18 protein-coding genes are annotated in these 11,878 nt (G+C 47.9%); all 18 read left to right on the top strand.

Features of this window, described 5'->3' with window-relative positions; translation table 11 throughout:
• On the top strand, positions 1-422 hold a 422-nt coding region (locus tag IM475_RS22515; protein WP_287729207.1), incomplete at its 5' end, for a hypothetical protein.
• Complete coding sequence (locus IM475_RS22510; RefSeq protein ID WP_287729206.1) at positions 406-1,152, top strand: hypothetical protein; 747 nt, start codon at positions 406-408, stop codon at positions 1,150-1,152. The genes IM475_RS22515 and IM475_RS22510, both read left to right, overlap by 17 nt.
• Positions 1,152-1,445 carry a hypothetical protein gene (locus IM475_RS22505; RefSeq protein WP_287729205.1) on the top strand — a complete coding sequence of 98 codons (294 nt, stop codon included), beginning with the start codon at positions 1,152-1,154 and terminating at the stop codon, positions 1,443-1,445. The genes IM475_RS22510 and IM475_RS22505 overlap by 1 nt, the downstream gene beginning before the upstream one ends.
• Before the next feature lie 291 nt (positions 1,446-1,736).
• Complete coding sequence (locus IM475_RS22500; RefSeq protein WP_287729204.1) at positions 1,737-1,976, top strand: hypothetical protein; 240 nt, start codon at positions 1,737-1,739, stop codon at positions 1,974-1,976.
• A 1-nt stretch (position 1,977) separates the two neighbouring features.
• Entirely contained in the window at positions 1,978-2,703 is a 726-nt protein-coding gene (locus IM475_RS22495) for a hypothetical protein (RefSeq protein WP_287729203.1), read from the top strand.
• 3 nt (positions 2,704-2,706) lie between these two features.
• A complete protein-coding gene (locus IM475_RS22490) occupies positions 2,707-3,555 on the top strand; it encodes a hypothetical protein (protein WP_287729202.1) in 849 nt (282 codons plus the stop codon).
• Positions 3,552-4,103 carry a hypothetical protein gene (locus IM475_RS22485; RefSeq protein WP_287729201.1) on the top strand — a complete coding sequence of 184 codons (552 nt, stop codon included), beginning with the start codon at positions 3,552-3,554 and terminating at the stop codon, positions 4,101-4,103. The genes IM475_RS22490 and IM475_RS22485 overlap by 4 nt, the downstream gene beginning before the upstream one ends.
• Positions 4,094-4,576, top strand: coding sequence for a hypothetical protein (locus IM475_RS22480; protein ID WP_287729200.1), 483 nt, complete (start codon positions 4,094-4,096; stop codon positions 4,574-4,576). Before IM475_RS22485 ends, IM475_RS22480 begins: the two co-directional genes overlap by 10 nt.
• A gap of 241 nt (positions 4,577-4,817) precedes the next feature.
• Positions 4,818-5,294, top strand: coding sequence for a hypothetical protein (locus IM475_RS22475; RefSeq protein ID WP_287729199.1), 477 nt, complete (start codon positions 4,818-4,820; stop codon positions 5,292-5,294).
• Positions 5,272-5,571 (top strand): hypothetical protein, encoded by a 300-nt coding sequence (locus IM475_RS22470; RefSeq protein ID WP_287729198.1) that lies wholly within the window; start codon positions 5,272-5,274, stop codon positions 5,569-5,571. Before IM475_RS22475 ends, IM475_RS22470 begins: the two co-directional genes overlap by 23 nt.
• Positions 5,568-5,783: a hypothetical protein gene (locus IM475_RS22465; protein WP_287729197.1), complete on the top strand. Its 216-nt coding sequence runs from the start codon at positions 5,568-5,570 to the stop codon at positions 5,781-5,783. Before IM475_RS22470 ends, IM475_RS22465 begins: the two co-directional genes overlap by 4 nt.
• Position 5,784: 1 nt before the next feature.
• A complete protein-coding gene (locus IM475_RS22460; RefSeq protein ID WP_287729196.1) occupies positions 5,785-7,827 on the top strand; it encodes a portal protein in 2,043 nt (680 codons plus the stop codon).
• Entirely contained in the window at positions 7,824-8,144 is a 321-nt protein-coding gene (locus IM475_RS22455; RefSeq protein WP_287729195.1) for a hypothetical protein, read from the top strand. Before IM475_RS22460 ends, IM475_RS22455 begins: the two co-directional genes overlap by 4 nt.
• A gap of 39 nt (positions 8,145-8,183) precedes the next feature.
• Positions 8,184-8,993 carry a hypothetical protein gene (locus IM475_RS22450; protein WP_287729194.1) on the top strand — a complete coding sequence of 270 codons (810 nt, stop codon included), beginning with the start codon at positions 8,184-8,186 and terminating at the stop codon, positions 8,991-8,993.
• A 31-nt stretch (positions 8,994-9,024) separates the two neighbouring features.
• Positions 9,025-10,236: a phage major capsid protein gene (locus IM475_RS22445; protein ID WP_287729193.1), complete on the top strand. Its 1,212-nt coding sequence runs from the start codon at positions 9,025-9,027 to the stop codon at positions 10,234-10,236.
• 122 nt (positions 10,237-10,358) lie between these two features.
• Positions 10,359-10,655: a hypothetical protein gene (locus IM475_RS22440; protein ID WP_287729192.1), complete on the top strand. Its 297-nt coding sequence runs from the start codon at positions 10,359-10,361 to the stop codon at positions 10,653-10,655.
• Positions 10,656-10,657: 2 nt separating this feature from the next.
• Positions 10,658-11,083, top strand: a complete 426-nt coding sequence (locus IM475_RS22435; protein WP_287729191.1) for a hypothetical protein — start codon at positions 10,658-10,660, stop codon at positions 11,081-11,083.
• A gap of 155 nt (positions 11,084-11,238) precedes the next feature.
• Positions 11,239-11,878, top strand: a 640-nt coding sequence (locus IM475_RS22430; protein ID WP_287729190.1) for a hypothetical protein, incomplete at its 3' end; no start/stop codon positions are given.

The raw sequence follows: 11,878 nt of genomic DNA, 5'->3' as shown, positions 1-11,878 counted from the left end.
TTCTTCGAGAGATCAAAGGCGTCTTGGAATCCGAAATGCTTGTTTACCTATTTGGGCGCTTTAACTCTAAAGAGCTTTGGTCAGCCGATGGGCTCATCATTGCGCAACGCACAAGACCTTGGAAGGAACCTAGTGTCTCGTGTGGTGGGATTGGAACCGTGAAGGTTGGTCAGCACTATACTCACATCATAGGGGATGATTACAACTCACCGAAGAACTCATCGACGCCTGAGCAACGAGCAAAGATTGTGCGTCATTATCGCTACAATTTATCAATTCTCGAGCCCAATGGGGTTTATGTTTTAATCGGTACAAGGTATTCCGAAGGGGATCTAATTGGCCACGTATTGCGGGAAGAATTAGAACTCGCTGACCGTGGGAACTTAGGTCTTGAGGGGTGCCGAGATGATACAAGAATTTGATTTAGAGCATTGGCTCGTTGCAGCCGATCAATTGATGAAAGCAGATGAGGCCGAGCGAGCGCTACAGCTACTCGATTTGATCCCTGGTTATTATAGGGACAATACGCCTGAACCGATCCTTGCAATGCGGCGCGATATTGAGGCTGCGATATTCCAAGTCCATGACTACAAGAACGTGGATGGGGATTTGCCCAAAGACAACGAATCGGTGCTCTATTGGATTCAAAATGTCACCCGTGGCCGTACGATGTTAGAGGACGTGAAGGCTGCTAACGCACAAGGGATTGTGCCCCACTTAGTTGATATGGGACCGGGTGATTACATGCTTCCCTTGGGGTTAAAGCTTCATGGGTGCAAGTTTACATATGAACCCATTGGTCTTGAGCCTCGAGCTTATGAAATGGCTCAGCCCAGACTTGGTGAAGCACTGGGCCCAAAGATTGAGGGCGCTCAAACTTGGTTTATTGCTTATGAGATCATTGAGCACATTTGGAATCCAAGGGACTTGGCTGCTATGGCTTGGCGTCAGGGAAATCCTGATAGGGTTTACTTAAGTACGCCTCGGTACTGTTTTGGGGAAGGATGCAAGCAATGGCGCACCAAGAAACAGCCTCATCTTCGAACTTATACGCCTCAAGAATTCTGGATGGCTGGCAAAACGTATTTTCCGGGGTACAATTTTGAATATATCGATGACCCTGTTATGGTTTTAAAGGGGATTAAAAAATAATGGCAAGAGAGAATGACGTTCACTTTTTACAGCCTACGGTCTTTGTACTGGCACCAAACACCACACAAGCGGTTCCTCAAACTGTCTACGGTGTATGGCGGGCCTTTCAACTCATCGGCGGAAGTTGTGCAATTGTAGGTTCAACGGGTGTAGCGGCTGCTTCGGGCTTCCCGATTCTGGCCAACCAATATCAATTCTTTCCAGGCCCCGCGGGCTGTTTCCTTTCTAGCTTTGGGGTGACAAGCACGGTTGCAGTGATGAACGGTTTGAGCGCTGGGGCGTCGTTGTTCTAATGGGCTCTAGTCGTGATGATGTTTTCTCATTACAGGGGAGCATCCAGGCTATTGGCTTATCTGCGATTGTCGAAATACCCGTCCAAGCGTTTCAAAACGCTACTGTGTTTAAGTTTATTTCTGGCTCAACTCTACTTATTGGCGGCGCTACATTGACGTGGGGCGTTGGTTATCCGATGGGGATTGGCGAGACGGTTAGTGTGGATTTGTCGGGTAGCATCTTTTTTGCGGCATCAGGTGCTACTGCGACGATAGGCATTTTGCGATGCCGCTCAGCGGGGGCGGAATAATATGCCAAGAATTGTTATCTCTGGATCAGGCGGTGGTGGTGGTGGTTCAAGTGGTCCCACGCCAACATTTATTGATTCTCTGCCATTTGGAGCAGATTTTGTAGGGGCCACTTATCCCGTAGTTACTCAAGAGGTTTATTTTTATCGCACTGGCGGCTCAGGTGGCACGTTGGTTCAAACGGCCACAGTGAACTACGTTGATGCTTTCAAGGACAACATTCTTAACGTAACGTTGGTCTAATATGCCACTTGGTAATCGGTTCAATCCTTTAACGGCTCAGATTGAGTCGGTGCAAAACAATGAGTTCAACCCTGCAACATATGTTCAAATTCAAGAAGATTGGATTCCTCGGCTAACATCTGGGATTTGGAACTGGGCTTTTACAAATACAGGGGCAACTTGGTCAGTCACCAACCAACAATTGGGCGCGCAGTATCCAGGCGCTATAAGGCAGCAAATCACTCATTCGGCAGCTAACACGTCGTTGAGTGTAGGGAATCTGGGAACGGTTGCTCAAACGCTTCTAACTGGCGGGGCTATCCGAATTGATGCTGTCGTGCGAGTTCAAGCACCCACAACAAACGTCACAGTTAGAGAGTATTGGTTGGGCCTTGCTGACACGACAACGGCCACGCCTACAAATGCCGTGTTTATTGGATTCAATAACTCAAACTTTTGGCGTCCAAGGTCTGTAGTTGGTGGGGTTATTACAACTGGCACATCAGTTGCTGCGGCGGTATCAAACAACGTCTGGACTTATTTGCGGATTGAAATCAACGCCGCCGCTACTTCGATGAGCGTTTTTGTAAACGCAACTTTAGTGGAAACAATCGCACTACCAGGCACCGCACTGGCACTTTGGCCAACATTCTACTTCCTATCAACTTCAACAGCGGCGGCCACGGCCTATTTTATTGATCAAGATTTCTATAGATTTCAAAAACGCTTTAGCACAGTAAGGTGGTAGCCCATGCCACGCGTCGCACTTTGGCAGCCTAATCTTCACGCGTTTGGCTTGCCTCAAGATGATTTTAAACTCGGCTCGAGGATGAAGGATGACATTGTCCAGCGAGGATCTGGAAGGTCTGAGACTGGGCACACATTTTTAACATCTTTTATTGCAGGCGCATCTGGGGTTGCTGTTCAAGTGGCCCCTACAACTGGACGAGAGGTTGGAGTTGCAAGGCTTCAATACAATATCCCCCCAGGCGGTGGGGCCAGTGCGGCTGTTGGTTATGGCTACACTGGGGGCAACGCTCCATGGCGCCTTGATCCAAATTATGATTATACGTTTACGGCAAAAGTCAGATGCGCAAACTTGATATTTGGTGGCGGCACGCTTGTTTATGAATTTTTGGGAATGGGCAATAGCGCCAACATCAACAGCGATTTTACCAATGCGGTTGGATTTATCCGCGACCCAACCACGTTTTCGGGGAGCCTTTGGCGCTTTGAGCCGATTTGTCGAAGCTCAGGTGTTTCAACGCGGATAGCCAGTAATCAAAGCATTATATTGCACACAAGCGACCCGACGGGTGGGGTTTATCGTTCATTTATGTGGCGAGCATCGCATAATGGAACAGACTGGGTTGTGACCTTCTACAAACTTTGGGATGACAAAAACACAACTGGTTCGGCTGGGGAGTGGATTAACCTGGGGTCAATTACAACCAACGTGCCAACGACAAACCCGATAGGATTTTTTCATCAGTGTATTTTTACCAGTTCAACGATTGGGACATCTGGTACTTGTGAATACTTTTTGGACTATGTGACCTTTGAGCAACGCAATAAGAACGTGTGGAGATTTGCGCAATGAAAGATCGCTATTACATCACTCAAGCATTTAACCCCAATCGCCATCCGCTAATGCCAGAGGGTTATGTGTGGCAGGTCTCCATTGGTCTTGATCCACCGTTTGGGGAAGGCTGGGTTTTTGCAACTCAAACAGAAATCGATGCGATCAATGCGTCACTGGCTACTGAGGTTCAAGCCTATTTTGCAGCGTTAGAGACTGAGCAAGCTCAGCGTGATGCTTTCATGCAACAGATTCAAAACCGGGTTAACCGCATTCAATTTGGCCAAGAGCTTATGGTGCGCTTTGTTACCGAAAACGATGTGATCTATGGGATCACGGAAAACCAGTCTCTTGTCATGGCAGGCAAGCTAGCAGCGGTGGCGGGTCTCATTGGCAACGGGTCGTTGAGCGCTGCCCTTCAAATTTGGGTAGACCTTGAGCCAGACGAGATTCTCACTCAAGAGCGAATTGATGCATATGCCTCTGAGATCGCAGGTTTCTTAGGTGTTTCCGTGCCTGGTAAAACAATCGCTGTTAAATCGAGTCTATGGGATCAACTATGGTCTTAATCAGAACACACATTGTTGATAAAACGACAGGCAAAATAAAGAAAACTCACATTGGCCCTATGGATGATGTGGTTCCGTACAACGGAGAAACTGAGCGGTTAGATACTGAGGCCTTATCTACAAGACAAGCCTATGAGTACATCGTCCAAGTGCGCCGCATGAATTACCCCGATCATGGGGAGTTCTATGAAGCCATGAATGAGTGGATTACAAATCGTGATTCGCGATTGCTAAAAGACTGGGCGCGTCGCGTTGAAGAAATCAAGGCGCGTTATCCGATCCCAGAGGATTGGGTGCCGGATGGTTTAAAGCCCGTAGTTCAGGTGATAAGTTTGAGCCGATGGGGGCGATTCATTGAGTTCACGCGTCGTTGTTCGAAAGGGTTGGTCAGTCGTTTACGAGAAGGCTATCAGGCCGGACGGCTCTTTATACTTTCCCGAGCGGCTCGATCACGCATTTCTAGAGAAAGTTAAGCGCTCACAAGGCTCCTACATATTCGCTAACCAATACCAGAATGAAGTCATCCCTGAGGATGAGCAACGCTTTAAGCCCGACTGGTTTAAATATTATAGCGAGATCCCAAGCCCCGTTACGCGCTTTTTACTTGTTGACCCTGCAATATCGAAGGCTGAGACAGCCGATTATACAGCGTTAGTTGCCGGTTCCGTAGATGTTGAGGGCCGATGGTATATCGAAGTGGCAATGAGAGCCCGAATGGACCCCACAACGCTTATCAATAAGATCTTCGATGCTCATGCTCAGTTCAATTTTAATGGCATTGGGGTCGAGTCGATTGCCTATCAAAAAGTCTTATTGCATTTGCTCTATGAAGAGGGGATGCGTCGAAACGTCGTGTTACCTCTCAGTGAAATCAAATATGAACGCGGCGAATCAAAAGGAGTTCGCATCTTGCAGTTAGTTCCACGTTTTGAGTGGGGCATGATATATCTGAACCGGGGGCTCCAAGATTTAGAAAACGAATTATTGCAGTTTCCCCGAGGGGCGCATGATGACTTGGCCGATGCTTTGGCCAACATGGAGCGCATAGCATTTAGACCTATGAAGGAAAGGGTAACGCATGAAAACATCGGACCAAACCACCCAGACTACGAAAGGCATTACATTCGACGCCTCGCCCGTGAGCGCCAAGAGCAGCATGCAGATGGCAATGGACAAGGTTCAAGCTATTGACCCGACCGGTGAACTCCTTCGAGCATTCCAAACAAAGATCGCCCAAGCTCAACATCATGCCATGGTGACAGGTGGAACGATGGAATCAGCTGAAATTGAAGCTGATAAGACAATTATCGATTACTTCAATCCCAATGGATTGGGTGAGGGAAAGTTTTTCATCTATCAAGGCGTCAAAGTGTATCCTCAAGGCGAAATGGAAAAGATCAAGGCTGAGGACTCGGCAAGTCTTGTGAACAAACTCCATGGAAACTTCGGTACCGTTGTTAGTCCATGAATGATTTCCTTTTTTGGGCTGGCTTTGTTGTTGTTCGTGAGCTTATGCACGCCTGGGAGCGGCAAAAACTCATAAATAAGTTAATGAGCCGGAACTTTGGCGAATATGTTCAGTCCGAGATGTTGAAAAAACCCAAGAAACCGTCAAAATCATTAGAAGAGGATGAGCTTCCTGAGGACTTAAGACAGTTACAGGAGTTTGGACCACTATAAGATGGGAATTTTTGACAATCTCTTTAAAAAAGACGCTGACGTGGCCGAGTCAGATGAAAAACAGAAGTTCGACGTGTCCTCACAATCAAACGATGAGCAAAAACTTGTCTCGTTTGTAAAAGGGCGCGTCGACGAGGTTCGTCAAAGCGGCAACCGGGTGGCTCATGAAGCCATTTGGATGACCAACATCGCTTATCTCTTGGGTTATGACTCGATTCGATATGATTCGACGACAAGGACGTTTCGTCCCATAGCTCAAGGGGCTAGGTATTTGAGGGCTAACCGGGTTCATGTGAACTCGATCTTGCCCACACTACAAAACAGACTGGCTAGGCTCACAAAATCTAAGCCTAAATACGATGTTCGGCCTAATTCGAATGATAACGACGATAAACAGGCCGCACGCTTGGCGCTCCAGGTATTAAATCAGGTCTGGGATCAGCAAAACATTAACCGCAAGCGTTTGGACCTCATGATGTGGGTTCAACAATGCGGCCATGCATACCTTAAAGTATGTTGGGATGATCAACTTGGTAAACCCATGATCGACCCTGAGTTGAATCAGGTTATGGGTTACGAGGGTGATATTCGGGTGGATGTTTGTTCGCCATTTGAACTCTTTGTGGATCCAATTGCTAAGACCTTGGATGAGGCCCAATGGGTTGTTCAGGCAAAGGTTAGAAAGCTTGATTACTTCAGGGCTCGTTTTGGTGAGCGTGGTGAGGCTGTAAAAGAAGAAGGCGCTTGGCTTTTGTCGGCTCAATACGAGCAGCGAATCCAATCAATCAACTCTCAGACTCCCACATCTGGGAATCCCCAGAACATAATGAAAAACGCTGCAATTGAAATGGTGCTTTATGAGCGCCGATCTACCAAACACCCTATGGGGCGCATGGTAACCGTTGCGAATGGGATATTGCTAGAAGACAAGGAACTCCCGATCGGTGAGATTCCTTTTGTTAAGTTTGACGACATCATCATCGGCGGCAAATTCTACTCCGAGTCGGTTGTGACTCATTTGCGCCCATTGGCTGATTATAAGAACAAGAATCTAACGATGCGGGCTGCGTGGCTCACGAGGACTTTGACCTCTAAAGTTTTGGCCGCCAAAGGTCATGGGATGGCTCAAGAGTCACTGAATGATCAATCGGGCGAAGTCTTGGAATACAATCCCGTCCCAAATGCCGCTCCACCGACTCCATTGCAGATGCCGACCATTCCTCAATATGCCTATAACGAGGATGAGAAGGTCACGATGGAGATGCTGGACATTTCAGGCATCAACCAGCCATCTCGTGGTCAAATGCCATCTGCGACCATTCCAGCCGTTGGGATGCAATTACTAGTTGAACAAGATGAGACACGAATCGGTGTGATGACCGAGGCGCATGAGGAAGCTTATGCGCGTCTTGGTAAACACATCTTGGAATACGCTCAAAAGTTCTATGTTTTGCCTCGATTGTTAAAGATTGCAGGCAAGGGCCGAGCTTATGATGTGAAGGAATTTGTTGGGACGGACCTTAAAAACAACACTGACGTTTTTGTAATTCCTGGCTCCACGGTTCCCACTTCAAAGACTGTCAAACGACAAGAGTTGATGAACGCTTATAATTCGGGGCTACTTGGTGACCCTGCTGACCCAAAGGTTCGTGCTCGTGTTCTATCCATGATGGAATATGGGGATATTGCAGAGGCTTGGACTAAGCAGTCACTCATTGATTCTCAGATTGAACGTGACATGGAGATGATCAAGCGTGGAATTGATCCAGGCGTGAACATGTATGATGACCACGCTAGGCATTTTGAGGTCAAAAACGAGTATCGAATTAGTCCGGATTTTGACCAATTGTCAGACGAAGCTAAAGCTTTGTTGCTCAAAAACATTGAGGAGCATGTCGAGGCACAGACTGAGATGACAGCCCCGCCTGAGCCAACTGAGGAAGAGTTACAATTGCAGGCCGATGAGCTTGCATCAAGCCAACAAAATCTTGAGGAGGAAGCCCAAGCGCCCGAAGGCCTGGGTGTTGAGGGAGAAATAACATGATGAAAGATGCTTTGATGATGGCCCTGGAGAAAAGGAAGGCGATGGTTGGAAAGCCCATGAATGAAGACAAGGGCGACGCTGTAAAAGGCACCGATCTAGCTCCTGAAGTAAAAGATGCAAAAATTGAAGTCGAAATGGAGAGTCCTGAAGAGGAAGTCTCTGTAGAAAAAGAGATGAGCATTGAGGACTTAATTGCATTGCTTGGAGACGGCGCGTCAGAGGAAGACGTGATGAAACTTGCAAAATCAAACGATAAGCCTAAAAGTTTGACAGAGCGAGCGAGCCAAGAAATGGCTAAGAAGGTTCAAAAATCGTAGATCGCTGGTACAATTGGGACTTAATCGGTGGGGGGCACCATGTTAGAACAAGATCAAGACAACACTGAAACAACTGAGACGACTAACCCTGATGTTAGTGAACAGTCCACCGAGCAAGCTACCGAGCAAGAGCTTTTGGATTTAGCGGCGGTCGAGAAATTCAAGTTTAAAGACAAAGAGTGGACCGCCGACGAGCTTGAAAAAGCCATGCTCATGCAGTCCGATTACACAAGGAAAACACAAGCGTTGGCCGAGGAACGTAAATACTACGACAACCTAGCGGCTGACCTTGAAACGATAAAGCAGAACCCAAGTCTTGCAGCCCGATTCAAAGAGGTATACCCGGAGAAATTCCATGGCTACCTAAACTTTGCATTAGGCCAAGCGGGGCGCGGTTCGGAATCACAAGCGGTAGCAAAAGATCAACCAAATTTGCCGCCTGAGTTATTGTCTCGGCTTGAAAAGGTCGAGCAACGCTTCTTTGAGAACGACGTGAAATCTAACGAACAGTGGATCGATACGCAGTTCACTAAGTTTCAGTCGAAATTTGAGCATGCGCGAGAACAAGATGTGGTCTCGATGCTCCAAGCTCGATTGGCTGAGAAGACCAAAGAAGGCTCGGGCAAATTGACTGAAAAGGATGTCGAAGAGGCATTCAAGGCAAGTCATGAGGCTATGGAATCGTTTGCTAAGACGTATGTGAAAAAACTTAACTCAAAACAAATGAAGGCAAACGAGTTAGGCCGAGACGTGCCCCGTGGTGGAGGTATCCCAGGACAAGCGCCCGTTGTGGCGCGAAATCTGAAGGAAGCTACCGCTGCCGCCCTAGCACATTACTCTGGCAACTAAGTCTGTTTGACCTTCCAGGGGAAGGAAAACAATGGGAAACCAATTTAGTTCCATTCAGTCCAACCTCGCGCAGCTCAAGAATTTCTATCAAGGCCCCATCGTGAGCCAATTCAACGATGAAATTCCTGTCTACCGAGGTTCGGAAAAGATCAAAAACGCATACACCGGACAACAAGTTATTCGCCCTTTGAAAGTGCGACGTAACCCTGGAATCGGTGCAACGAGCGACGGCGGAATTTTGCCAGCTATCGGTCGTCAAACAACCGTTCAGGCCATCATCGCAGCTAAGTATAACTACCTGCGCTTTGGTGTCACTGGACCCATGATCAAAGCTTCTCAGAACGACACAGGCGCTTTCGTGCGCGCTGCCGCCTATGAGTTGGAAGAGGGTTACAAGGATTTGAAGTCTGATGTAAACCGCCAGTTGTCATGGGACGGTTCAGGCTGGCTTGCTCGCGTTAGTGCTAACGCTGTTGCAACCCCTGTTATCACCATTGCAGGTCGTGAAGCTGTTGAGGCTCCAGACAAGTTCTTGGACGTTGGTCTGACGGTTGATATCGTCACCACTGCTGGAACTGTTGTTGCATCGGCTGTAGACATTTTGTCGATTACTGGAACAGGTTCTACACGAACCGTTACTTTGAGCGGCCCCGTGACAGCTGCGGCTGGCACGTACCTCATCCGCACTGGATCGGCTGGACAAGAAATCAACGGTCTTTTGACTCAGCTTGATGGCTTGACCACAACCGTGTTCAACGTCGATCGATCTTTGTTCCCATCCGCACGTGGAAACGTGGTTGATTTGGGCGCTGGTCAATTGACTTTGGATGCAATGCAACAAGCTTGGAACTTGGGTCTGCAACGAGGGGGCGCAAAATACAGCGCGATCTTCACAGACTTCGATTCTCTGCGTTACTACCAAAAGCTTCTGACCGCTGATAAGCGTTACAGCAATACGGTCAAAGGCGATGGCGGTTTTGCTGCCAAAGATCAATTCTATCTGGACTTCAACGGAATCCCCGTTGTGCCGGACAAGGATTGCCCTCAGCGCATGTTCTTCCTTCCGTGGGATGCTTTCAAAGCATACATGTTGGCAGAGCTTGAGTTTGCTGACGAAACTGGCTCTATGTACATTGCACAAGTTGCAGCCGACCAATTAGAAGTCCGAGTTCGTTTGTTCATGAACTTGTTCAACGAAAAGGCTTCTGCTTCCGCTGCACTTCGTAACTACTTGAGCCCATAAGGGGAGGGACTTGAGGCGTGTCATATCGTTTGAGTCGAATCAATTGGCACTTAAAGGGCTATGATTCGAAGCTATTTTGTCGAGATATGGGGGGAGGGCTCTTAGGGCTCTATCGTAAACCGATGAAAGAAATTGACGCGCCTCATTTTATTTTCCCGCTAACAAAGGATTGGACGATGAGAACCGAAGCGGCTGAGTGGGGTTTAGAACCCTTAATGTTGAAGCTACGTGAAAGTGATGGCTGGTCAAGATCAGACATCGTTGATCGACTAGAGGCTGAATACTTAAAAGCTGAGGAATCAAAACGTCGTGGTCTTAAAACAACCGCTGAGGGGTTTTTTGCGGATAATCGTTCGCAGTTTAAAAAAGCCTTTGGCGATATAAACACGTCCTCAATGGACATGAAAAAAGGAGTTTAATCATGCCTGTTATTGCAAGAGAACTCGACGTTTCCGAACGTCGCAGGATTACCTCTCTAGACGCGCAAAACGTCGCGGCTGGAACATACAAAATTGAAATCATCCCCGGCGCTCATCAAATTGACGCTGTGCGAGTTGCTGCTACTGGGTTGACCACAACCCCGACTTTGCAACTTATTGCACAACGATTCATTGCTGGTGCTGGATTGACGAACATCAACATCGGCTCAGCTTTGACGCTTCAGGCTTTGGGCACATCTGGCGTACAGACCTACGTATTGCCGGCTGCTGGCTCAAGCTTGCTTCAGCTTGCTGAAGGCGACATTTTGTCGGTTACAACCGCATCGGGCGGCGTCACGGCGCTGTCGGTTGCTTGTGTTGTTCGAACACTGCAAGACATCAAGAGCTTCTTTAGCGTTGCACCTTAATTTTTGCGGGTTTTGTAAAATCCGTGGGCCTGGTTTTGTTATTTCAATGCGTGACCTCAGGATGTCGGTGCCCCCGTCTTTCTTTTAGAGCGCATTTGAACCCTAGCAAGGCCAGGCTTTTTGCTGTTTAATGAATTAAAGCGAGGACAAACTCAATGAGCGGAAACTGGACTTATTTCCCGCCTGTCGGCTCGGGCGGTTCAGGTGCAAATGACTATGATCGGGATACGTTTCCTGATTACTCTCTAAATGCAAATTCAAATGCAGGTCTGACGGACAATGCTCAGACTAACCCTTTGAGGTTTTTCTTTGGAAACCCCGATGTGGTCCGGTACGGCGGCAGAGAGCTGGAGTTTGATTCTATTGCACTCATTGAGGATACGACTCGCTGGATTGATGGGGATCCGACTTTTGAGATTAAGCTAAAAGACGAACCGGGTGATGTTTTTGTCTATGCTGTTGGAAACGTCACACTAGAGGATATGGATGGGGGCTATAAGAAAGTCCGCCTACAAGGTGCTGGGGCTAGGATTGGCGTCACCGGTGTATTGCGCCGCGCCAACTTTATTTCTCAAAGCTATTCTAACTTATCGGCTGCTCAAAGCTTTGTTGATGGGGTTTTAGAAACCTCGGGCCTTAATGCATTTGCAGGCGAGCCCACAATTCGCTCGCTTCGAGTTTCACGTCAGCTTTATCTTGGTTCTAGAACGCTTCAAACGATCAATTTGCATACTTTTGAGATTAGATGCCCAAACTTTGATGGCTCTAGCGCTGGGCTCGAGATCTCCGGTGTAT

Origin of the sequence: Microcystis sp. M061S2 (assembly GCF_020245605.1) — a bacterium.
Lineage (GTDB): Bacteria > Cyanobacteriota > Cyanobacteriia > Cyanobacteriales > Microcystaceae > Microcystis.
Note: the sequence above shows the minus strand (reverse complement) of the source record. Positions and strands in the feature narration are given on the sequence as shown.